Below are 22,656 nucleotides of genomic sequence, written 5' to 3' on the forward strand. Positions count from 1 at the left end.
CGATCACCCGGCGCGCACGTGGCGGAAGGTGACGTTGAAGCGCGGCTCGCTCACGCCGCGCCGCTTCGGCAGCGCGTGCTTGTAGAATTGCTGGCAGGTGCCGCGCATCACCAGCAGGCTGCCGGACGCGAGCAGGACCTCGTGCAGCTCGCCGGAGCTCTTGTGGCGCAGTTGGAACGGCCGCGCGGCGCCGAGGCTGAGGCTGGCGATCGCGGAGCCGGGGACGAGGTCGCTGACCTTGTCGGCGTGCCAGCCGATGTAGTCGTCGCCGGTGCGGTAGAGGTTGACGAGGGCATAATTGAAGGGGTGGCCGCAGACCGCGGCGATGCGGTCGCGGGCGGCCCGGAGGTGCGGCGGCCACGGGTGCGTGGTGCGGTCGACCCCGGCGTAGCGGTAATGCAGGCCGTCGTCGCCGAAGGCGCACACCATTCGCGGCGAGTCGATCGTCTTGCCGTACATCACCACGCGGTCGCGGTCGAAGCGGTCCTGGACCTGCGCGAGCTCGGCGAGCAGCGCCGACCGCTCGCCCGCGCCGAGGAACTCGGCGTCGTAGTCGACGAGCGCGCCGTCGGCGTCGGCGAGGATGGTTACCTGGCTCATATGACATGTCCTCGGGAACAGAGAGCGCGCCGGACGGCGAGGCCGACATGGTACGCCGCGGCGGGCGAGAAGCGAACGGGGAGGTGTAACTCTGCGGCGCCCGGGCCTCGTGCTCGCGCACGAGGACGACCGCCAGAAGTCGCGTCGCTCTCGGCGCGCCCCGCCGTCGCCGGCGACCCCCGGCCCGGGCGCTCAGCCGGGCTCGACGTCGGCGGGATCCGGCGTGCGGGTGCGCTCGCGGCCGGCGGCGTCGGCGAGGCGACCGAAGCGGGCCGCGTTGGCGACCGCGCACGCGCGCGGGTCATTATTGAAAAAGACGAAGACGTCGCGGCGGTCGGCGTAGAGCCGGGAGATCCGCGCGAGCCACGAGGCCAGCGCCGTGACGCCGTAGCACGGGCGCGGGGCGGCGGTGCCCCGATGCAGGCGGACGTAGCCCCAGTCGGCGGTCCGCTCGAGCGGGCCCTGGGGCCGGCCGTCGACGTCGGTGAGGCACAGCGCGACGTCGCGGCGGCGCAGCGCGGCGAAGGTCTCGGGGGTGAACCAGGACGGGTGGCGAAACTCGATCGCCAGGCGCGGACGCGCGGGCCACACCGCGAGGAAGTGCTCGAGGCGCTCGCGGTCGCGGGCCATCCGCGCCGGCAGCTGGACCAGCACCGGGCCCAGCTTGTCGCCGAGCCGGCAGGCGCGCTCTAGCAGGCGAGCGACCGGTTCCTCCGGATCTTTGAGGCGCTTCATGTGCGACAGGAAGCGGCTGGCCTTGGTGGCGATCACGAAGTCGGCGGGGGTGTCGCGGCGCCAGGCGGCGAAGGTGTCAGCGTCGGGCAGGCGGTAAAAGCTGTTGTTGAGCTCGACGGTGCGGAAGGCGGCCGCGTAGTGCGACAGCCAGCGGTGCTGCGGCAATTCGGCGGGATAGAAGCGGCCGCGCCAGTCGCGGTATTGCCAGCCCGAGGTGCCGATCCACAACACGCGCCCGGGCTTGACACAAGCCGCGCCGCGAGCAACCGCGAACGGATTGCGCGCAGTCGCGGCGGCCCGGCCCGGTTGTCGCGCGGGGGCCGTTTGCTAAGACTCCGGCGTGATGTCGCGTGGTCTCTCGCGCTGGTTCGCCGCGCTCGCGCTGGTCGCTTGCCAGCGCGAGCCCGAAGTGATGAAGGAGACGCAGGCCGACCCGTTCGCGGTGGTGGCGGCGATCGACACGCGGGCGTCGTCGTACAAGGACCCGCTGCCGCCGACCACGTCGCCGCCGCCGGGGATGAACCCGCGGACGCCGCGGCCCGCCATCAACGCGACGGAGGTGCACCTCAGCGGGCGCACGCGCGTCGAGGCGGTCGACCGCCTGTTCTTCCGCGTGCCCGTGGAGTGGGTCGCGGCGCCGGCCGACGCGGGGGCGGGCTTCGTCCTGCCCGGGCCCGGAGGCGAGGCGCGCCTGGACATCACCCGCTTCGCCACGGCCGGGGTCGAGCCGACGGCGTACGTCCGCCAGTGGCGCTCGCAATTCATGACCGAGGCCGGGGCGCCGCTGGCCGACGAGCAGGTCCGGGTGCAGGAGATGGTCCGCGGTCCGCTCGAGGTCACGCTCGCCGACATGGCCGGCACCTACGCGGCTCCGGTCGGGCCCGACGCGAAGGAGCGCTACAACGACCCCAACTACCGCATGATGGCGGCGATCGTCGAGTACCGCGGCGAGACCTACCTGTTTACGGCGGTCGGGCCGGCGTTGACGATGGCGATCTGGGAGCACGCGTTCGCCGACTTCGCGGCCTCGTTCGCGCCGCAGTTACCGTGGTGACGCGGGCGCGAGGACGAGCCCGGGGCTCGAGTTCGCGGCCGGGCGCGCCGCGCCGCTTCGTGCGATGCTCGGCCGCATGTCTCTTACGGAAAGATGGATCCCCGCGAGTTGCCTCGGACTGGTCGCGCTCGCGGCCGTGCTGACCCCGAGCGCCGCGCAGGCGTGTGACCCGAGCGCCGACGAGTGCCTGGCCGACCTCGAGCTGGTGACCGTCGAGGCCATCCCGATCGACGGCGCGCTGGTGTGGCGGCCGGTGTACGCCGACGGGTCGTCGACGTACTTCTCGGCGGCGTCGATCGAGGCGGCGACGAGCGTGGTGGTGACGCCGATGGGCGGCGGGCCCGAGGTGCCGGGGACGGTGGTGGCGGTCGAGTCGCTGCGGGCGATCGTGTGGCGACCGGCGGCGCCGCTGCCGGCCGACTCGCTGTTCGAGGCGACCGTGACGGTCGACAACGCGGCGCTGATGTGCACCTCCGACGTGCCGAAGCCGCTCGAGAAATTGTTCACCGTGGGGAGCAGCGCCGAGACGACCGCGCCGCTGGTGGTGCCGGAGCTGACGGGCGAGGCGGCGGTGACCGTGCTGCCGCAGATCGACTTCGACACTCTGGTGTGCTGCGACGGCGCGTTCCCGACCGAGACCTTCGTCGACAATTGCGGGATAGGCATCGAGTGGGCGCAGGGGACCTGCGCCTGGCGTGACGGGCTCGGCCGGCTCGACGCCACGCTGTCGCTCGACCCGGAGGCGGTGGGGATGGTCCACGGCCAGGTCGGCTACGTGTTCGAGTCGAGCGGCGGCACGTTTGCGTTCCCGCCGGGAGCGGATCAGGTGGCGGCGCAGAGCTTCGTGTCGATGTGCGGCCAGGTGAAGGCGATCCAGCGGCCACCGGGGAGGAGCTGCTCGGGCCGGAGGTGTGCGTCGGTCAAGAGCTCGAGGCCATGCTGGGCGAGCAAGCGGTGGACCCCGCGCCGGCGCTGGCCGCCTGCGCGGAGCAGCCGTACACCTGCCTCGTCACCAGCGACCTGGTGCCGCGGGCGTGGGATCCCGCCGCGTGCACGCCGTGGCCCGAGGGCACCGCGCCGACCACGGGCGCGGAGACCGGCGAGAGCAGCGACTCCGAGTCGGGAGGCGAGCCGCCGACCACCGAGGCGAGCGAGACCGCCGGCGACTCCGAGGGCGCGAGCGACTCTGCGACCGCCGGCTCGGACACGGGCAAGGACGGCTGCGCGTGCGCGGCGGACCCGGGCGCGAGCGGCTGGGGCGTCCTGGCGCTGCTGCTGCCGTGGCTGGGGCGGCGCCGTCGCCGGTGAACGATCATGGCTGAACGGACATGCCGTGAAGGACATGTCTGTTCGGTCATATCATCACGGCAGCGCGGGCGTCACATCGGCACGAAGCAGGCGATCGTCGTGTCGATGCGGAAGTTCGACTCGTTGGTGTGGCGCTCGGCGTGGAAGACGTCGAGCGAGTAGGACATCCCCTTGACGATGCCGAGCGCGTTCGCGGCGTTGTCGAGGTTGACCGAGTCCTGCAGCTGCGGGTGGAGGCCGCCGAGGTCGAGGGCCAGCTTGCCGTTGATGAACACCCACACGTCGTCGTCGCCGATGAAGGTGAACACCTCGCCGCCGTTGTAGAAGAAGGTCGTGTGGATCTCGGTGGTGAAGGCGAAGTTGTTGGGCTGGCCCTCGTTGCCGAACCCGAGGCCGTCGATCGGGAAGAAGGTGTTGTCGGCGAACTGATAGAGGCCGGGTTGGACCTCCGTCAGCGGCAGATCGACCTGGAAGGTGTGATTGACGCCGGGCACGTCGTTGTACCACTGGGCGAACGCGGCCGGCCCGCTGGTCTGCGGCGTCGGGCCGGGGTGGGCGTAGGTCGGCTTCTCGTCGGGGCCGAGGTTCTGCTCGACGAGGCCCTTGTAGGCCCCGTTGCCGCTGTAGTTCTCGAAGTCGGGGTGAGCGAAGGCGAAGTCGCGGATCGTCGCCTTGAGCACGCTGCCGCACGGGAGGTCGCCGGTGGTCGTGTCGGGCTCGCTCGTGCTGGTGGTCGTGTCGGCGGTGGTGCTGCTCACGCCGGTGTCGTCGACGCCCATGGTGGTGTCGCCGGTGGTCGTGGTGTCACCGGTGGTCGTGGTGTCGCTGGTGGTCTCTTCGGTGGTGGTGCCGGGCGACGTCGTGGTGGTCGTCGTGTCGGGCCCGGTCTCGGTGGTCGGCGCGGTGGTGCTGGTCGTCGCGGTCTCGCCGGTGGTGGTCGTCGTGGCGGTCTCGCTGGCGCCCGAGTTGCTGCCGGCCGAGGTCGTCGGCGTGCCGGTCTCGCTGTCGCTGGCGCCTCCGGTCGGGTCGCCGGCGGTGCCCGCGCTGGTGTCGGTGGTGCTGGCCTGGGTCTCGGTGCCGTCGGCGCCGGCGGTCGTGTTGCCCGAATCGCCGCAGGCGGTCGCGAGCAGCAGCGCGACCGCGGTTTCGCGTCCCATCATTCCAAATCTCATGCCCCTTATCGTGGCCGCGGCCGCCGCGAACCGTCAACGGTGGATTTGCCACCGCACGCCACCTACGTCGCTGCCGTGCGCGCCGCTCTGTGCGAGAGGAAGGCCCTGTGTTATGAGCGCGGCGTGACGACGGCGGAGGCGAAGCGCGAGTCGGACGAGACGTCCGCGTTGCAGATCGGGCCATTGCGGGTGTGGCCGCCGGTCGTGCTCGCACCGATGGCGGGCATCACGAATTACCCGTTCCGCGCGCTGTGCCGCCGGTTCGGCGCCGGGCTCTACGTCAGCGAGATGATCACCGCGGGGCCATTGGTGCGCGGCGACGCGCGCAGCCTGCAGCTGTCGGACTTCGGCGCCGACGAGTCGCCGCGCAGCCTCCAGCTCTACGGCGTCGACCCGGCGACGATCGCGGGTGCGGTGCGCTTCCTGGTCGGCGAGGGGCGGGTCGATCACATCGACCTCAACTTCGGCTGTCCGGTGCGCAAGGTGACGCGCAAGGGCGGCGGCTCGGCGATCCCGGTCAAGCCCAACCTGCTGCGCGCGATCGTGCGGGGCGCGGTCGAGGCGGCCGGCGCGGTGCCGGTGACGATGAAGTTCCGCATGGGCATCGACGACGAGCTGCTGACGTACCTGCAAGCGGGCGTCATCGGCGAGGAGGAGGGCTGCGCCGCGGTCGCCTTGCACGCGCGGACGGCCGCGCAGCTGTACTCGGGGGCGGCCCGCTGGGAGGCGATCGCGGCGCTCAAGCGGGCGGTGCGGACGATCCCCGTGCTCGGCAACGGCGACATCTGGGAGGCCGACGACGCGCTGCGCATGGTCCGAGAGACAGGTTGCGACGGGGTCGTGGTCGGCCGCGGCTGCCTCGGCAGACCGTGGCTGTTCCGCGAGCTGGCGGCCGCGTTCGCCGGCGCGCCGCCGCCGGCCCCGCCGTCGCTCGGCGAGGTGTGGGCGGTCATGCTGGAGCACGCGGAGCGGCTGTGCGCGTGGATGTCCGAAGAGCCAGCCATGGCGGCGTTCCGCAAGCACGCGCGCTGGTACACGCTGGGCTTTCACAGCGCCGAGCCGGTGGTGCCGAAGCTGATGCAGGCCCAGCGCCTGGCCGAGCTGGCGGCGCTGGCGGGCGAAGTCGACCTCGCCGAGCCGTTCCCGGCGGGGCCGATCGTGCGCGGCAAGAGCGGGGCGCCGCAGAAGGTCGCGCTGCCGCACGGCTACCTCGAAGACCTCGCCGACGCGACGCCGCCCGGCCCCGACGCCGAGGACGCCGACTCGGGCGGCTGACCTCGTCGCTGCGGTGAGACAAAAATGTCGTGACCTCGAGGCGCCGCGCACTCGCGGGTGCGAGCGGCCGCGGTCGGGCGCACGCCACGTCGGCGGCCGACCTGCGAGCGTCGCCCCGCGGTGCCATGCGCTCGCGGTGCGAGCGACCGCATTCAGGCCACGTCGGCGGCCGAGCTGCGCGTCGCCTCGCGGACGCGAGGGCGCCGCGCGATGGGCTTCCGTTCGCCTCGCTCATGGTCGCGCTCGCCGGTGGGGCCCGTATCGCGCCGCTCCTGGAGACCGGGACCGTACGCCCGGGAGGACGCGGCGCGGCCCGATCGGGTAGGATGGCCGTATGAACTCGCCTGCACGCGCGCTGCGCCCGGACGACTTGAGGCAGCCGCGACCGATCTACGTGGTGTGGGAGACGACGCTGCGCTGCGACCACGAGTGTGCGCACTGCGGGTCGCGGGCCGGCGACGCGCGGCCCGACGAGCTGAACACCGAGGAGCTGCTCGAGGTGGCCGACGCGCTGGTGCGCCTCGGCAGCCGCGAGGTGACGCTGATCGGCGGCGAGGCGTACCTGCGCGGCGATTGTTACCGGCTCATCGAGCACATGACGAAGGCCGGCATCCGCGTGACGATGCAGACCGGCGGGCGCGGCCTGACGCAGGACCGCTGTCGCAAGCTGCGCGAGGCCGGGCTGGCGGCCATCGGGGTGTCGGTCGACGGGCCGGAGGCGGCCCACGACACGCTGCGCGCGAGCCCGGGGAGCCACGCGGCGGCGCTCAAGGGCATCCGCAACGCCCGCGAGGCGGGGATGCTGGTGACGTCGAACTCGCAGATCAACCGCCTCAACAAGGACGTGCTGCGCGAGACGGCGGAGCTGCTGGCCGACGCCGGGGTGGCGGTGTGGCGGGCGCAGATGACGGCGCCGATGGGCCGCGCGGCCGACCGCCCCGACTGGCTGCTCGAGCCGTACATGGTGCTCGAGGTGATCGACACTCTCGCGGACATCCAGCGCTGGTGCCAACAGCGCGCGGCGGCGCAGGGGATCGCGTGGGAGCGGGCGTTCCACGTCCGCCTCGGCAACAACCTCGGCTACTTCGGGCCGCACGAGCAGCTGCTGCGCACCCGCCCGGGCTCGCCCGACAGCTACTGGCAGGGCTGCTCGGCCGGCAAGTTCGTGATGGGCATCGAGTCCGACGGGACGATCAAGGGCTGCCCGTCGCTGCCGACGGCGCCCTACACCGGCGGCAACGTGAAGACCGCGGCGCTCGAGGACATCTGGAACGACGCGCCGGAGATCGCGTTCGCCCGCGAGCGCGGGACGTCCGAGCTGTGGGGCTTTTGCAAGTCCTGCTATTACGCGGAGGTGTGCCGCGCGGGCTGCTCGTTCACCGCCCACAGCGCGATCGGCAAGCGCGGCAACAACCCCTTCTGCTACTACCGGGCGGCGCAGATGAAGCGCAAGGGGCTGCGCGAGCGCGTGGTCCTGCGCCAGGCCGCCCCCGGCGATCCGTACGACTTCGGGCTGTACGAGATCCTCGAGGAGCCGTGGGACGCAGCCCCGCCGCGCACGACGGTGCGGCTGCCCGTGCTGGCGGGGTGAGGCTGGCTGGCGATTCGGACATGCCCGATGGGGCATGTTCGATGAAACATGCCCCGAAGAGCATGCTCTGCGGGGCATGCGTGCACGAGGAAGCCTGGCGTAGGAGGAGGTCCGTCGGGACTTGCCGAGCGAGGGGTGAGCGACGCACGACTCGGTCTCATGTCGCTGGATTCGTCGGTTCGAACCCGATATCCCGCTCCGCAGCAAACGCCCGGAACCCGCGAGGGGGCCGGGCGTTTCGTCGTCCGGGCGCGGGTCAGCCCAGGGTGGCGAGCAGCTCGGCCAGTTGCTCGAGCTGCACGGGAATCCCCTCGGTCGCCCCGGAGGCGAGCTCGCCGTCGAGGGCTGCCTTCGAGGGGTAGAGGTCGTGCTTGACCAGCAGCGTCTGGCCGCCCTTCTCCTCGAACGTCACCGTGGTGATCGCTCCTCCCTCCTCCCCTTCCTCGTTGGTCCAGACCAGGCGCGAGTGCGGGGTCACTTCGATGTACTTACCGAAGACCTCCAGCACCGTGCCGTTCATGTCGAACACCAGCCGGTACTTGCCCCCGGCACGAACATCCATCTCGCAGGACAGCAGGGACATCCCGATCGACTTCGGTACCCACCAGCGCTTGAACAGCTCGGGCTGGGTCCACGCTCGAACACGATGCGCGCGGGAGCATCGAAGGTCCGCCGGACGACCAGCTCACGGTCGGACGTCCGTTCCACGGTGGTGCGGTTCTTCGCGGGGGCGGGCTCAGTCTCTCTTCTTGCGTCCATCGATCATCTCCTTCTGTTTCAGTGCTTCGATAACCTCGTCCAGTGCGTCGAAGCGGGAGGCCCACAGCTGGCGGTACCGCTCCAGCCAGGCCGCCTCTTCGTCCAGCCGGCGCGGTCCGAGCTTGCAGGTCCGCACGCGCCCGACCTTCTCCGTGGTGACCAGACCGACCTGCTCCAGGACGCCGACGTGCTTCTTCATGCCCGTGAGGGTCATGTCGAACTTCTCGGCCAGCTCCGTGATCGAGGCGTCGGCGCGTCCCAGCTGCTCCAGCACCCCGCGTCGGGTCATGTCCGAGAGCGCGGCGAACGAGTCGTCGAGGCGGGCTCTTGAATACTGAACCATCTGGTTCAGTGTATAGTCCACGAGCGGCCGGCGTGCAAGCGGAGACGCGCGCCGCTGGGCGGCGGTCCCTGCTGGCTACGCCACCCCGGTCACGGGTCGCAGGTGAGCGGCGCCGCCGAAGATGGTGTCCCGGCCCTCGCCACCGGAGATGAAATCGTCGCCCCCAGCCGGTGGCTGCGACCGGGACCACGACACCCGGAATCAGCTCGATCGGCTCCGCTCGCTCGAGGTTCTCTTGTCGCTACGCGGTTCACGGAACGGATACCCTGCGCACGCCCTCGTAGACGGCGTGGCGGACCCCCTCCGGGCGCGGGCGGCGGCGACGTGTCGAAGCGGCGCGGCGCAGTTCAGCGCGGACGGCATGGCGTTCAAGACATGGCAGAAGCGACATGCCACGAAGGACATGGCCTTTGGAGCCTGTCCCTGGGAGCAGTCGCTTCGCGGGGCGCCCGGAGCCGCGCGGCTGGGCGCTCAGGTGGTGCCGGGGACGCCGTAGTCGGGCTCGGGGCCGCCGGTGGTGCCGGGGACGCCGTAGTCGGGCTCGGGGCCGCTGGTGGTCTGGGGCACGCCGTACTCGGGCTCGCCGACGGTCTCGGTGTCCTGGGTGGTGGTGCCGGCGGTGCCCTCGGTGGTGGTGCCGGGGACGCCGTAGTCGGGCTCGAGGGTGGTGTTGGCGGTGGTGCCGATCGTGTCGGTGGCGGGCACGCCGTACTCGGGCTCCGCGGAGGTCGGCGAGTCGGTCTCGGTGCCGGTGTTGCCCTCGGTGGTGCTGCCCGTGGTGGTGGTGTCGGTGCCCGTGCCCGTCGAGGTGTTGCCGGTGCTCGAGCCGCTGCCGCCCATCGTGTCGTCACCCTTGTCGGGGCAACCCGAGAGCGCCAGGGTCACCATCACCGCCGAGGCCGCGCGCGCCAGCCGGCTCTCGCGGTGCAGCTCGGCGCCGCAGTGCGGGCACGTGGAGGTGTCCGACTTGATGTGTTCGCGGCAGGCGGGGCAGGCGTAGAGGCGAGTCGTAGGGAGTAAGGGCGGCGGGGCCATGTCCGAATGGCACCACGCGCCGGCCAGGGCTGTCAATGCTCGCGGCCGCGAGCCGGGTCGCTTCAGCGCCGCCGCATGGGCCGTAGCGAGCGAAACACGAGGCCGAGGCCGCCCACCAGCAGGGTGAGGATCACGAGGGTGTTCCACAGGGTCGTCGGGCGGAAATGGATCTCGAGGTTGGCGATGATGCCGACGAAGATGAAGACGGCGCCCAGACCCGTGAGCGCCCAGCCGACGACCGAACGCGCGCTGTAGAACAAGCAGCCGATGCCGAACAGCAGCGGCAGCAAGGTGAGGCCGAAGGTGTTGTCGCCCCAGAAGCCCCAGTAGCCGCTGTGGACCATGACCTGGTTGAGCAGCAGGTACGCGCCCCCGCCCAGCATGCCGAGGCCGAGCAAAAACACGGGGAGCCCCCGGGGGTGCCGCCGACGTCGCGGAGGTCGTGCATGCCCGGGAGCGTAGCATCCAGAGGGGCGGATGCAGGCGAGCGCAGACGCGCGCCCGCTGGCGTCTTGGTGTCACAGGCCCGCGGGAATCGGCGCGCTCCACAGGCCAGTCCCGAAGTATCCTGTCGCGTAGATTCGCGCGCTGGTGCTGTTCACAGCGACGCTGGTGGTGTACTGTGACGGATCTCCAACGACGGGGTGATCGCCTTGCAGGCCCGCTGCGGCGAAATGAGCGCCGCGATCGGTCGAGACCCACACGCCACCGCGCTTCCATTCGGGGACGTCATCCGTGGGTCCCCAGGAGCCGCCGAAAAAGCGCGTGTTGTCGTTCGAGTCGAGCACCAGCGCGGGATAACCCGCTGTGGCGAGCGGTTGCCAGCAGACCCCGAGGTCATCCGAGGCCCACAGCGTCGAGCCTTCCTGGGCGGCGTAAATCCGCGAGTCGCCCGGGTCAACGATGAGACTGGTCACGTGCGAGCTGATCGAGCCGTTGTTCATATTCTCCCAGGTCGAGCCACCGGAGGTCGACCGAAGGTTCGGCGCATCGTAACCGACCGGGCTCGGATCGTCTTCTGGATCGGGAAACGGGTTGTACTCGGAGCCAGGCACCGGAGTGAGCTCTCCGCCTAGGTAAACCATGTCATGGGCCGGATCGTCCGCGATGACATGCGTGAACAACGAGGTAGCGTTCAGAGGATCCTCGTAGGCGTTCGTCGGAAATTCGACATACACGAAGGGACCCGGACCGCCATCCCACTTGAAGATGCCGGGATCTTCGGGATTGGTGAACGGGTTGAATGTCCCGACGTATAGGGTGCCGTCCGTGCTCGGGTGCAGCGTGGTGATCGAATAGCCCTCGGGGAGCTGTTCCGCGAGCATAGTCCACGGGGTTTGGGCCTTGTCGTGCGTGACGTAAATATCCGAACCGACGACCATGTAGATCGTATCAGGATCGTTGGGGTCGAACGCAAACTGGTCTTCCTGCGGCCAATCTCCCGCAGCGAATACGTCCCAGGTCAAACCGTAGTTCTCGGATACGAGGACGCCGTCGTTGTAACCGACGTACAGCACCTCGGGCTGGACAGGGTCTGCCTTCACCCAACTGACTGACGGCTCGTTGTCGGGGTATCCAAGCCAAACCCAGGCGAATGGCAGCGGCGAATCACAAGTCGCGGGCTCCAGCTCGACCGTGATACCGTATCCGTCGTATCCGAAGACCACCGTATCGAAGATGAGCCTGCCGTTGGCGATTGAGGCCGTGGCGGGTTGCGAGTTGCTGGTCGTGTCGGCGAACGGGGGTCGTACCCGAACGGCGGGGTGCCCGCGCCCTCCCACCGAGTGCCGGCGGCGATGTCGATCCGAATTGCACCCGCGGGAAAGGTGACGACCTGTCCGTCCATGTAGCCGATGGCCGGCGTGTGCAGTGAGACCTCGACGTGATGGAGGACATAGTCGCCCACAGCGAAGTCGTCAACCGAGAGTGCCAGACCGTCGAGCACCACCGAGCAGCCCGAATCTTCGCAGAAGAAGTTGCGGTAGCTGGTGCTGCCGCTGGTGATCGACGTAGACCACGTCTCAATTCCCGAGGTGATGGTCACCTCGCCTTCACCGATGTCGCACGTCGATTCGAAGAACGGCGGTGGCTGGTGGGGAGCCTCGTAGCACGGCTGCGGGGATTCACCGGTGACGCCGAACTCGACCGGATCGACCGAACATGAGATATGCAGCACGGCGTCTTGCAAACATCCTTCGCCCAGACATGGGGCGGTACCCAGCGACATCGTCCAGTCATCGTCTACAACCGCGTTGACGCACGCGGCGAAATCGGCCTGCAGAGCGGCAGCGTAGGCGTCGAGCGACAATCGAAGGTTGGCCTCGCAGGCCGATTGGTCGGCGGCAAATCGCACTGATCTATGAAATTGAGGTCCAGATGAAGCTCTTCCAAACGCTTCAGGGCCAGACGGCAAGCTTCGTGGGCACAGTCCGAGATGCAAGCCCTCTCGACCTCCTCCGGATAGCCCCCGGTGCTATCCTCCTCCACGCTGTCGACGCAGCACGCCTCGATGGTGGGCATGGGCAGGCAGTTCCCCTCGGTCGCCTCATAAGGGAAGCTCTTCGAGGTCATTGCCGCATAGACCGGAACGATGCAGGCCGGGTCGTCCGAGGTGCAGTACTGGAAGCTGAACGAACCATCGTTGATCGCCCCTTCGCATGTGTACCGAGTGCCGGTGTGCGAGCCTCCTGCGATTGGGGGTTCGCGCAGTAGGCGCTAGGAGGAAGACCCGCTGTCGGATCGACCTGCCCTGTAGTAGGCATGCCGGACCCGGTGGTTGGTTCGGCGGTCATGGCCCCTGCCGTCTCTTCCCCATATGTCGCAGAATCGGAGGTGGCGATCGGGTCGCCGCAGCCGGCAAAGATGAATACGATGAGAAACGTGCTGACGCGGTGACCGTGTCGAAGCCCGGAAGGCTCAGAGTCTTTCATTTGTACCTCTCTGTCACTGATCTGGAACCGGCGCAAGCGTTCGGGGAGCGTCACGAGTATGGGTGGATACTTGCGGCCCTATCATGAACGACACCGACGTGGGCCCGCGACGAACGGGTCGCCCACGCACCTGCGCCACTTGTTACAGCCACTCAATCAAAGCCGAAGTGAAGCATCGGCGATGCTAGTGTCAAGTCATGCCCTGATGGCATCCGAAAGCGATCCTGCTGGTACGCAACGACGGGCGAGAGGCCTATTCTGGATGAACTCGATTCAACGAACAATAAATTGAGAGGGTGCCTCGCTGAGAGACCTCACGGATGGCTGTATCGGCCGAGACCGCGGTGGCGGTGTACGGTGAGGTGTCCGGCTCTGACATGCCGAGTCGTCGTTCGGGAGATCATCGGCGCCCGCCTGTCGTCATGAGAAGTACTCATCGCAGCAGGTCCGCCGCGTACTTGTCGGCGATTACCATACGTATAGAGTGAAGACGTTCTCTGTGTATAGGGTGGTGTCGGGCTCGATTATGCAGCCAGAAGGACCTATCAAGGCGCAGCGAAGTGCTCTTAACCGAGCTCTTCGGGCTTGCCTTATAAGACGCCGAACACTCGGCTCGCTACTCGGCTCTCGTTCCCCGCTGACCCGCCGCAGAGCCGCGCATTTCGCTCGCTGCGCCGGTGGCGCCAGTCGCGCCGGCGCGCCTTGCGATGATGCGAGCGTTCTTCTAGCATGAAGTCCATGCCGCGACGACGAACGACGAGGATGCCGGCATCGGCATCCATTCCTGACGTGGGCGTGGTTCCTGAGCTGTTTCGCGGGAGGCGGCAGGGTCTCGCGGTGTTGTTCGCGCTGGGTTTCACGTTCCTCCCAGCCGTGTCGACTGCGACGCCGTGGCGATTTGACCCGCAACGCTCGCTCCCGGCCGACGGCGACGCTGTCACTCAGAAGGTCGAGCTCGTCGATTTCGACGCCGATGGCCACGTCGACCTCGTGTTCGCCAACAGCCGCGGCGACGCCGACGGCGACGCCGCCGACGCTCAGCTCAACCAGCTGGTGCGCAACGAGGCCGGGCAGGCGTTCGTCGAGCAAGCAGGGGTCTTCGCCGAGCCCGACAACGCGTACGTGATCAAGGCCGCCGACGTCGACGAGGACGGCGACCCCGATCTGGTGGTCGGCGTCAACTTCGGCGGGCAGAGCTACGTCCTTCTCAACGAGGACGGGACCTTCGTCCGCCACGAGCTGTCGCCGGGCGAGTCGCTCAGCATCGGCGACCTCGAGCTCGGGGACGTCGACCTCGACGGCGACCTCGACATCATCGCCACGGATTGGGGAGAGCACGCGCCGTTCGGCGAGGCCGGCGATCTCGGCGGCCCGCTTCGCCTGTGGGCGGGCGACGGGGAGGGCGGGTTCGTCGAAGCCGGGAGCCAGCTGCCGATGGGCGTGGAGAACCTGGTCTCGTGGTCCCTCGACCTCGAGCTCTTCGACTTCGATGACGACTTCGACCTCGACGTGATGGTCGCGTCCCGCGGGCCGGGCCCGGCGGTGGTGCTGCTCAACGACGGCACCGGCGTCTTCAGCTCGCACCAGGTGCCGGCGCTCGCCGACCAGGTCCTCGCGGCGCTCTCCTCGATCGACCTCGACGGCGACGGCCTGCTCGACGTGTTGACGCTGCAGGACGCGCCCGGGGGCGGTCGGAACTCGGTGCTGCGCAACGACGGCCACGGCGATTTTCTCGCCAATCCGGGGCCGTACTGGGGCCCGGCCGACAACCCGGTCAAGCTCGACTTCGACGCGGCGACCCTCGACTTCGAAAACGACGGCACGCCGGACGTGGTGGTGACCGGGCTGCGGTGGGGGATGCTCGACGTCAACACGCGGCTGCTGCTCAACTCGGGCGTCGCGCTCACGACCGCGGCGGCGGCCGACGGCGCGGCGTTCCCGGTCGTCCCCGAGCTGGCGCAGAGCTTCGGGCTTCAGCTGGCCGATCTCGATCACGACGGCCGCGACGACGCGGTGGTCGCGGTGCGCGACGAGCTGCAGCGCAACGCGGTCCTGTTCGGCAGCGACGATCCGCAGGACGGCGTGCCCCCGGACACCACGCCGCCGCGGATCGGGGTTCCGCAGCTGTTCTCGCTGTCGGTGCACAACCGCGAGCGCGTGACCTACCGAGCCCGGGTCGACGACGCGAAGGTGCCGTCTCGTTGGCACGACTTCCGCTTCGACCCGCAGCTCGCCGCGTACAACCTCACCGAGGACGCGCTCACGGCTCACCGGCGGCGCTTGCCGTACGTGGAGTTCGCGTTCGGCCTCGAGGCCGACGAATTGATCGCGCTGGCCGACGACGACCCGAACAAGCAGATCGCGCCCGGCGTGTGGTTCGGCGAGGCGCTGTGGCGCTTCTCGTTCACGATCCCCGATATCGGGCCCGAGCCGACCGGCGCGCTGCGCTGGCGGATCTGCGCCGTCGATGCGGCCGGCAACAAGGGCTGCGGCCCCGTGTACGGCGCCTCGGTCCTGCCGCCGGATACCTGCGGCGACGGCGTCGTCGATCCCTGGGAGAGGTGCGACGACCCCGAGGACCCTTCCTGCATCTCGTGCGCCGCCGTGTGTGGCGATTGCATCTGCGAGCCCCTGGAACTCGATGCGTCGTGCCCGGTCGACTGCTCGGTCGGGGAGGGGGGCCCTGCAACGAACATCCCACCACCGGGGATGTGTGTGGCGACAATGTCTGTGGGCTTGGCGAGGATTTGGGCTGTCCGCAGGACTGTGTGTTTGCGGCGACGGACGGTGCGATGTGGCCGAGGAGGAGGACTGCTCGGCGGATTGTATCAAATGTATGGACTCGGACTGCGGCGGCACGGACACCACTGGCGGGGCGGGGACCTCCGCCGGTGCGACGCCTCCCGAAGGGTGCGATTGTCGGGAAACACACGCGGGAGGCGTGATAGGGCTGATGATGGGCTTGCTCGTGCGTCGCCGGCGACGCTAGCTAGGTGACCTCCGGCTGAGGGCGCTTTCCGGTGCGCCTCACAGGTTCGTCGGAATGGGAGCGGTCCACAAACCCACATCCCCCTGCGAGCCAGTCGCAAAAATGCGGGTGCTAGAGCTGTTCAAAGCGACGCTCGTGGTGTCGCGAGCCGGATCTGCAGGCTCGGGGTGGCCCGCTTGAAGCCCCGCCGCCGCGAAATGTCGCCCGCCGTCGGTGGAGACCCACACGCCTCCGCGCCGCGTCGGAAAACTCATGCTGGGAGCCGGTGCTCCCGCGAACATGCGCGTGGTGTCGTTGAGGTCCAGGACGATGGAGAGGGCTTCGTGGCCCGTGAGGGAAGCCAGCAAGCGCCCGAATCGTCGGATTCCCAGAGCGTGGAGTTTTCCTCTTTCGCATAAACCTTCGAGTTGTTGGGATCGACGTTGATGCTCGTGACATGCCAATCCAGCAAGCCGGCGTTCATGTTCGACCAAGGGCCCCCGGATACGGAGCGCATGTTCGGGGCATCGTACCCATTCAAATCCGGGATGGGGGTGATCTCTCCACCGTAATAGAGGATCCCCTTGGCTGCATCTTCTGCGATCACATGTGCGAAAAGACTGTAAGCGGACCCCGGATCTTCGTACTCGTCCTCATCGAATGGGAGTTCGACGAACGGGCCCGGACCCCCGTCCCACTTGTACACGCCCGGTGAGCCCGGATCTGCGGGGGGCCCGAACTTATAGGATGTACCGACGTAGAGCGACCCGTCGGCGCTTGCATGAAGAACAGTAATCCCGAGCCCGGTCGGGAGCTGTTCGGTGAGGAGGGTAAACGGGGTCGCTCCCCTGTCGTGAGAGACGAAGATTTGAGTCCCAATGACGGCATAAAGCGTTTCCGGATCGTTCGGATCGATAGCGAACCGGCTCTCGCTCATGTCCATGCCCGTGGCGATCGTCTCCCACACCATCGTCTCCGGATTCGCGCCGTCGAAGGAGATCATGACGCCGCCATTATATCCGACGTAGACGATGTCATCGTCTTCGGGATCCGTCTTGACCCACGACACGGTCTCCTCGTCGTCGGGGAATCCCAGATCGAGCCAATCGAGCGGCAGCAGCCCGCTACACGTCGCGGGGTCGAGCGACGCCGTGATGCTGAAGGTGTCGAAACCCAGGGTCACCTCGTCGAGCGTGAATCGGCCGTTGGCGAACGAGGCGGTGGCGGTCGTCGAGTTGCTCGTCGTGTCGCCGAAGGGGATGTCGTACTGGCCGAACGGCGGGGGGCCGGCCCCGATCCACCGGGTATCCGCCGTGATGTCGACCCGTATCGCCCCCGGCGGGAAGGTCACGACTTCGCCGTCGGATCGGCCGAGAGCCGGCGTGCGGAGCGTCACTTGGATGTTGGAAAGAGCGTAGTCGTCAACTACGAAGTCCGCGATTTCTAGGTCGAGGGTGTCGAGCGCGAACGTACACCCGGGGCCGTCGCAGTAGAAGTTGCGATAGCTCGCGCTGCCCTCGATGACGGTGGTGTTCCAGGTCGTGGTGCCGTTGCTGAGGCTCGCGTCTCCCCCGGTGATGGCGCAACTCGGCTCGAGCTTCGGCGGAGGCTGGTGCTTGGCCTCGGTGCAGGTTTGCTCGCCCTCGGGGGTGGTGCCGATTCGACCTCGTCGATGTTACAGGAGAGGTCGAGCACGAGGCCGTGCAGGCATCCTTCTCCCAGGCAGGGCGGAGTGCCCAGGCTGATCGTCTTTTGAGGGTCGACGACCGAGTTCACGCACATTTGAAAAGTGTCGAGTAGCTGAGATTCGTAGTACTCCAGAGACGTCTTGAGGTTGGCCTTGCAGGCTAGGACGTCCGTGCTCCCATCGCAGCGCGCGAGGAAGTCCGGGCTGAACGCCAGGTCCCGCAGCTCCTCCAGGGCATTTGCGCAGGCCTTGTGAGCACAGTCGGACAGGCAAGCGGACTCGACCTCTTCCGGCACGCCTCCGGTGTCCTCCACAGCCTCGAGACAACACGCCTCCACGTAGGGTTCGACGGGACAGTCGCCCTCGGTCGGCACGACGGGGAACGGGCGCGAATGGATGATGATCTGATCAGGGGTGTTGCATGGAGTGGTGTCGGAGTCGCAGTACAGGAAGTCGATCTTGCCCGCATTAATGCCACCCTCGCATATGTATCTCTTCCCTTCAGTTTGAGAACCGCTGAATTCCGGTATCGCGCAATATATGCTGGGAACGGGCCCTCCCGTCGGATCGATGGGCCCGCCGGTGGTTGGATTTCCGGTGGTCGGGCTCATCGTCTCAACGGCGTCTGTGGCCGAATCCGAGGTACCCATAGGGTCGCCACATGCGCTGATCAGGGTGCCCAGGAGCGATGGGATCAGGTTTTGTATGAATAGACGTTGATGTCGGTGATTCATGGCTCTACGCTTCTACGTTCATACTCTACCCAACACCTTATTTCTACTTAATAAAGATGAAATACCTCTAGCTGAGGCACCTCACGCTCGGTTCGCGGCGCCTTCTACAGATGTGCGCCTCGCGTCGTCGACGCGAGTTGGTGTGCGAGGTCTCCGTGCTCGCCCCCGCGGGGCGTCGACGACGCGGCACGGAGCGGATCCTCCAGACGCAGGGTATCCGACCGGGGGCTACCACGGTCTTGTTGCGCGGCGGTGATTGTACTACGATGTAGATCTCGTGGCTACTCGGCCTCCTCGGAGTGTGAAGTCGCGCGGTGGTGCGGCGTGGGCCTTCTGGGCGATGATTGAAAGTGCACCGAGCGGGTGCTCCGTACCCAGGGATTGCAAGCGGGCCGGTGAGTCTTGTCTGCGGAGTGAGGACGCGCTCCGTATCCAGTTGGATTTCGAGTTCGATGCCGTGGCGCATGTCGATCTCGATCGCGATGGTCAGAAGGACCTCGTGGGCTCGAGCGGTGGCTCGGGCGTGCTGACGGTCGTTTGGGGTGCGTCAGCGGAGGGCGACGGTGGAGTGGCGAACTGGGTGGTCGGCCGGGACAGCGTCGGTCTCGCCGTCGGTGACTTCGATGGGGATGGACACATGGACCTCGCCACGGCGCTACCTAAAGACGATGTTGTGGCCGTCCTGTCGGGGCGAGGAGGGCGCGCTTTGGGGGCCCGAGTTCTACCCGACGGGCGCGACGCCGCGGTCGTTGCTGGCCGTCGACGTCGATGGTGCGGGTCCGTTGGAACTTCTCACCGCGAACGCGAGCGACGGTACGGTAAGCGTGCTGCGCGAACTGAAGGCCACCGAGTCGTTCGACGTGGGGCCTGGGCCACGAGGAATGGCGACAGGCGACCTCGACGGGGATAGAAACCTCGACCTCGTCGTCGCGCTCGCCGACGCGGACGCCGTGCAGATCCTGCTCGGCACGGGCGACGGCTCATTTCGCACCGGAACCAGATATCCGGTCGGTGCCGCGCCTTATTCTTTGGTCGTCGCCGACTTCGACGGGGATGCGTCTCCGGAAATAGCGACGGCCAACGCGCTCGATGACTCCGTGAGCGTGCTCTGGAGTGGCGGCCGCTCCACGTGGCCGACCGCGGCTCAGCCCGGAGCGTTGGTGGCGGTGGAAGACGGCGCGGCAGTTCGACTCGTCGTCGCGTCGGAAACCGCGGCGGCGCTGCAGATACTTGATCCGCGGGATGGTCAAGTGACGTCGCTGGCGCCTTCGCGCGTGCCGCGCGCCCTCGCTGCGGGAGAGGACGGAGGCTTCTACTATGCAGGAAGTCAGCATATCACCTCGCTGTCACCCGCCGAGGGCACGCTCCTCAAGCCAGCCTGGAGCCATCCAGGCGCGCGAAATACATGGGTCGCCGACGTCGACGGCGATGGCGCCGACGAACTGATCGTGCGCGAGTGGGAAGGGGCGCCCGGAATGTTGCAAATTGGAGCAGCGTCTCCGGATGGCAAGAGTCGCTCCAAGTCGATCTCGTAGAGCATTTTTTTGGCGTGATTGGGGGCGAGATCACCGGCGACGGTCGCGTCGATTTGGTGAGCTCCGACTACAAGACGCTGTACTGCAGTGTCCAGCAGGCCGACGCGACCTGGAAGACCCGACGGCTGCCGATAGTCGCCAAGACGCTCGACTTCGCCTTGGCCGACGTCGACGGCGATACCGTTTCGGAGGTCTTGTTCCTGCGCACCGAGGGGTCGGCGAGCGTGCTTGATGTATATCGAAGCGCGCAGGACGGGGTGCTCGAGCTGCTCGCTCAGGTCGCGTTTCCGGGCGCGTCCGGGAAGCTGCACGTAAACAACACCAATGATGGTGCGGGCCCGACCTTCGTGGTCAGTGACGAGGAGAGGTTGTACGTTGTCGAAGATCTGCAGGCAGCCCCGAGAGTCGTGACGCCCATGAGCGGAGAGATCCTGGACGTGGAGTTGTTCGACGTCGACGACGACGGAGCGCTCGACGCGACGGTGTGCGGCGATGCAGGGCTCTTTCTTGTCGCGGACCTGTTTGGGCCGGCCCCCGGCCCGGGACGCCGCCTCGATGGATTGCCGTGTCTTCGACTGACGCGCTTCGAGCTCGACGGTGAGGTCGGACCCTCGCTGTTGGTCGAGGATGGGTCGCTCGATCGCGTGCGTCTGACATCATGGTCGGGAGTGAACGGGACTTGGGTCCCCGGCGGCGCCAGTCTGCTCTCGGCGGAGGTCGCGGCAAAAGTCGCGTACGGGCGCTTTGGTGTCGAACTGCGGCCCGGGGTCGTGGTGATCGAGAACGCCCAGACAACCTTGTTTTACGCGGAGCCAGGGCCCGGCTTCGCCGAGACGACCCGAACAAGCTGGACGCGGCCCCTGAGGTCCGCGTTGGTGACTTCGACGGCGACGGGGCTCTGGATCTGCTCGCGCTCGGGGCTCGCGCCTGGTTGGCCTTCGGCGACGCTGGTAATGAGAGCTTCGGTCCGTTTACTATACGAGACTTCGCCGGGCACCCTCCGGCCCCGACGTCGAAGATGCGCGGCGTGGTCGTTGCGGACTTCGCCGGTCGCGGCGACGAGCAAGTGATCGTAATCAGTGAGGAGGATGATTACCAACTATATGGGGTGTCCTTGGACCGTGAGGAGCACGTTCTTTTCGACCCCATTGCTTCGTTGCCGGCGGGCGAATACTCGTTCTCAGGCGCGGACGTCGACGGCGATCGTCGGCTCGATCTCGTGGCTGCGGGTCTCGGGCAGACTTCGCGCTCCGTCATCCTCAGCGGGAGTACCGACGGCGGATTTTCCCAGCCGCAGGCACTCGACGGTGTGTCGGGAGCGAAAGATCGACTGTTCGTCGACATGAATGGCGACGGGCGCCTCGATCTCCTATCTCTGGCCGAGGACGGGGTTTGGGTGGCCGAGGCGCTCGGCGACGCGCAGTTCGCCGGCGCGTACAAGTGGACGCAGGTCGCGGGCACGCGGCTGATCGCTACCGATCTCGAGCGCGACGGCCGTCCGGACCTGGTCGTTGCCGGACCTGGACGAAGGCCCGTCTGGGTGCGTCGGGGGGGCGAGGGGAGCGCGACGGACGTCCGTCTGTTGCTCGACGTACCGGCGACGGCGGTTGCGGCGGTCGATCTAGAGCGTGATGGAATCGATGAGATCGTCGTGGCCAGCACTCAGGGCGAAGGCCTCAACATGCTGGACGTCGGGCATTGGTCGGCCGCGGGGAGACGGTCTTTCAGCGCCTGGCGCTGGTGGGGGGCGAGGTCCGCGAGATCCGCCGGCTCGCCGGCAGTGGGCGTCCCGCGCTTGTGTTGATCGATGAGCTGGGCGCGACGATCGTGAGGCGACCCGATGAGTAGGGCCGTTTTCGTGGCCTGCGCGCTACTCACGGGCTGCTTCGGTCTGCCGGATGTCACGGCGGAGGGCGAGCACGTGGTGCTCGGGGCGGACCCAGGCCTCGTCCCGTGCGGAGGGACGGTAGCGCATATGGACGTTTTCGTGGCTGCCCTCGCGGCCGAGCTCGGGCTCGTGGCGCCTACTGGCACGGACCGTATTCGCGTTTACTGGCTCGATCCCGACGGTTTCACCGAGCGCTCGGGCTGTCGCGTGGGTGTGATGGGCTGCGCTAAGGAGCGGTCGTTCTTCACGCGGAACGTGCCCGCCAATCACGAATTCGTGCATATATTCGCGGCGCGAGTGGGGCGTCCGGGTGCTTTTTTCAACGAGGGGCTGGCGGTCGCCCTCGAGGGGTTGGCTTCGACAGACGACCTCGACGATCGGTACTCCCGCAGCGTTGCAGTCGACGACTTGCTCGATCTGCCAGGAAGCGAGCAGCTGTTGAACGCTCGCTACGGCTACAACACGGCCGGAGGGTTTACCGCGCATCTCCTGGAGCGGTACGGGATGAATGCGTACTTGCGGATCTACGCGGCGTTGAGAGCCGGAGACGATCGCGCGGCCCTCGACGCGGTGTTTGTCGCCGAGCTCGGGGTGTCGCTCGCCGAGGCCGCCGACGAATTCGAAGCGACGAAGTGGGGTTGTCGCCACGCGGCCTACGACGCCAAGCTCGTCGAGTGTAGTGCGCCCGAGTTGACGTGGGACGGGGACGTGCTCGCGCTGCACCGCAGCGTGGCGTGCGACTTGGAGGACGTGGTCGGACCGTATGCTGGTGACCATACAGTCGTATTCCGGACCTTCGTGGTACCGGAGGCGGGGGAGTACGCGCTCTCGGTGATTGGCGACGACGCGAACAACGAAGTGTCGCTGCGGCCTTGCGGCGGCTGTGAGGCGGGCGAGGGCGTGCAAATGCGCGCGGGCGAGGCCGGCCGCAGCGTTGAACTCGCGGCGGGGCGCTACGTACTGCGCCTGTTCGGGCGTGCGTCGGCCGACACCAGCGTCGGGTTCAGGCTGGCACGTGAGTAGCGAGCCGAGCGCGGCCCCT

20 protein-coding genes and 2 pseudogenes are annotated in these 22,656 nt (G+C 67.9%); 10 read left to right on the plus strand and 12 right to left on the minus strand.

Translation table 11 applies throughout. The features are described from left to right. Nucleotides 1-3: 3 nt before the first annotated feature. Together OV079_RS44975 and OV079_RS44980 are read right to left on the minus strand one after the other, a co-directional pair. A complete protein-coding gene (locus OV079_RS44975) occupies nt 4-600 on the minus strand; it encodes an alpha-ketoglutarate-dependent dioxygenase AlkB family protein (protein ID WP_267776029.1) in 597 nt (198 codons plus the stop codon). A gap of 192 nt (nt 601-792) precedes the next feature. Further along, nucleotides 793-1,566, minus strand: coding sequence for a DUF72 domain-containing protein (locus tag OV079_RS44980; protein WP_267776030.1), 774 nt, complete (start codon nt 1,564-1,566; stop codon nt 793-795). 112 nt (nt 1,567-1,678) lie between these two features. Between OV079_RS44980 and OV079_RS44985 the strand changes: the two genes are divergently transcribed. Continuing rightward, nucleotides 1,679-2,389, plus strand: coding sequence for a hypothetical protein (locus OV079_RS44985; RefSeq protein ID WP_267776031.1), 711 nt, complete (start codon nt 1,679-1,681; stop codon nt 2,387-2,389). Here the strand turns inward: OV079_RS44985 and OV079_RS44990 are convergent. Then, nucleotides 2,378-2,992, minus strand: a complete 615-nt coding sequence (locus OV079_RS44990; protein ID WP_267776033.1) for a hypothetical protein — start codon at nt 2,990-2,992, stop codon at nt 2,378-2,380. The two genes, OV079_RS44985 and OV079_RS44990, sit on opposite strands and share 12 nt — an antisense overlap. 333 nt (nt 2,993-3,325) lie before the next feature. Here OV079_RS44990 and OV079_RS44995 point away from each other — a divergent pair, with 333 nt between their 5' ends. Beyond that, the gene (locus OV079_RS44995) at nt 3,326-3,697 is read left to right on the plus strand and encodes an MYXO-CTERM sorting domain-containing protein (protein ID WP_267776035.1); all 372 of its coding nucleotides are present in this window, start codon (nt 3,326-3,328) and stop codon (nt 3,695-3,697) included. Between the two features lie 71 nt (nt 3,698-3,768). Here the strand turns inward: OV079_RS44995 and OV079_RS45000 are convergent, their stop codons facing one another. After that, a complete protein-coding gene (locus OV079_RS45000) occupies nt 3,769-4,857 on the minus strand; it encodes a fibro-slime domain-containing protein (protein ID WP_267776036.1) in 1,089 nt (362 codons plus the stop codon). Nucleotides 4,858-4,992: 135 nt separating this feature from the next. Here OV079_RS45000 and dusB point away from each other — a divergent pair, with 135 nt between their 5' ends. Both dusB and OV079_RS45010 read left to right on the plus strand, forming a co-directional pair. Continuing rightward, entirely contained in the window at nt 4,993-6,144 is a 1,152-nt protein-coding gene (gene dusB / locus OV079_RS45005; protein ID WP_267776037.1) for a tRNA dihydrouridine synthase DusB, read from the plus strand. Nucleotides 6,145-6,478: 334 nt separating this feature from the next. Next, nucleotides 6,479-7,735 carry a radical SAM/SPASM domain-containing protein gene (locus OV079_RS45010; RefSeq protein ID WP_267776040.1) on the plus strand — a complete coding sequence of 419 codons (1,257 nt, stop codon included), beginning with the start codon at nt 6,479-6,481 and terminating at the stop codon, nt 7,733-7,735. A 256-nt stretch (nt 7,736-7,991) separates the two neighbouring features. Here OV079_RS45010 and OV079_RS45015 read toward each other — a convergent pair. The 7 genes and pseudogenes from OV079_RS45015 to OV079_RS45040 all read right to left on the minus strand — a co-directional run bounded on the left by OV079_RS45015 (nt 7,992) and on the right by OV079_RS45040 (nt 12,225). Beyond that, nucleotides 7,992-8,494, minus strand: a pseudogene (locus tag OV079_RS45015) (SRPBCC family protein). After that, a complete protein-coding gene (locus OV079_RS45020) occupies nt 8,472-8,837 on the minus strand; it encodes an ArsR/SmtB family transcription factor (RefSeq protein WP_267776042.1) in 366 nt (121 codons plus the stop codon). Before OV079_RS45020 ends, OV079_RS45015 begins: the two are co-directional and overlap by 23 nt. Before the next feature lie 75 nt (nt 8,838-8,912). Continuing rightward, the gene (locus OV079_RS59650; RefSeq protein WP_420829455.1) at nt 8,913-9,032 is read right to left on the minus strand and encodes a hypothetical protein; all 120 of its coding nucleotides are present in this window, start codon (nt 9,030-9,032) and stop codon (nt 8,913-8,915) included. A gap of 276 nt (nt 9,033-9,308) precedes the next feature. Further along, nucleotides 9,309-9,872, minus strand: a complete 564-nt coding sequence (locus OV079_RS45025) for a paraquat-inducible protein A (RefSeq protein WP_267776043.1) — start codon at nt 9,870-9,872, stop codon at nt 9,309-9,311. Between the two features lie 62 nt (nt 9,873-9,934). After that, nucleotides 9,935-10,276: a hypothetical protein gene (locus OV079_RS45030; RefSeq protein ID WP_267776044.1), complete on the minus strand. Its 342-nt coding sequence runs from the start codon at nt 10,274-10,276 to the stop codon at nt 9,935-9,937. A gap of 114 nt (nt 10,277-10,390) precedes the next feature. After that, nucleotides 10,391-11,389 (minus strand): WD40/YVTN/BNR-like repeat-containing protein, encoded by a 999-nt coding sequence (locus OV079_RS45035; protein ID WP_267776046.1) that lies wholly within the window; start codon nt 11,387-11,389, stop codon nt 10,391-10,393. A gap of 23 nt (nt 11,390-11,412) precedes the next feature. Continuing rightward, a complete protein-coding gene (locus tag OV079_RS45040) occupies nt 11,413-12,225 on the minus strand; it encodes a hypothetical protein (RefSeq protein ID WP_267776047.1) in 813 nt (270 codons plus the stop codon). A 1,450-nt stretch (nt 12,226-13,675) separates the two neighbouring features. Between OV079_RS45040 and OV079_RS45045 the strand changes: the two genes are divergently transcribed. Next, nucleotides 13,676-15,799 carry an FG-GAP repeat domain-containing protein gene (locus OV079_RS45045; protein ID WP_267776049.1) on the plus strand — a complete coding sequence of 708 codons (2,124 nt, stop codon included), beginning with the start codon at nt 13,676-13,678 and terminating at the stop codon, nt 15,797-15,799. Between the two features lie 242 nt (nt 15,800-16,041). On the opposite strand, the gene OV079_RS45050 is transcribed toward OV079_RS45045, so the two are convergent. Continuing rightward, nucleotides 16,042-17,121, minus strand: coding sequence for a hypothetical protein (locus OV079_RS45050; RefSeq protein ID WP_267776051.1), 1,080 nt, complete (start codon nt 17,119-17,121; stop codon nt 16,042-16,044). Between the two features lie 1,410 nt (nt 17,122-18,531). On the opposite strand from OV079_RS45050, the pseudogene OV079_RS59655 reads away from it, so the two are divergent. The 5 genes and pseudogenes from OV079_RS59655 to OV079_RS45070 form a co-directional block, all read left to right on the plus strand. Further along, nucleotides 18,532-18,828: pseudogene (locus OV079_RS59655) on the plus strand (FG-GAP repeat domain-containing protein); the annotation flags it as partial. Between the two features lie 31 nt (nt 18,829-18,859). Then, nucleotides 18,860-19,726, plus strand: a complete 867-nt coding sequence (locus OV079_RS45055; RefSeq protein WP_267776052.1) for a VCBS repeat-containing protein — start codon at nt 18,860-18,862, stop codon at nt 19,724-19,726. A gap of 14 nt (nt 19,727-19,740) precedes the next feature. Next, nucleotides 19,741-20,796, plus strand: coding sequence for an FG-GAP repeat domain-containing protein (locus OV079_RS45060; protein ID WP_267776054.1), 1,056 nt, complete (start codon nt 19,741-19,743; stop codon nt 20,794-20,796). Then, on the plus strand, nt 20,754-21,530 hold the full coding sequence (locus OV079_RS45065) for an FG-GAP repeat domain-containing protein (RefSeq protein WP_267776056.1): 777 nt from the start codon (nt 20,754-20,756) through the stop codon (nt 21,528-21,530). The genes OV079_RS45060 and OV079_RS45065 overlap by 43 nt, the downstream gene beginning before the upstream one ends. A gap of 183 nt (nt 21,531-21,713) precedes the next feature. Beyond that, complete coding sequence (locus OV079_RS45070; RefSeq protein WP_267776057.1) at nt 21,714-22,637, plus strand: hypothetical protein; 924 nt, start codon at nt 21,714-21,716, stop codon at nt 22,635-22,637. Nucleotides 22,638-22,656 lie beyond the last annotated feature (19 nt).

This window comes from Nannocystis pusilla (assembly GCF_026626665.1).
GTDB classification, from domain to species: Bacteria; Myxococcota_A; Polyangia; order Nannocystales; family Nannocystaceae; genus Nannocystis; species Nannocystis pusilla.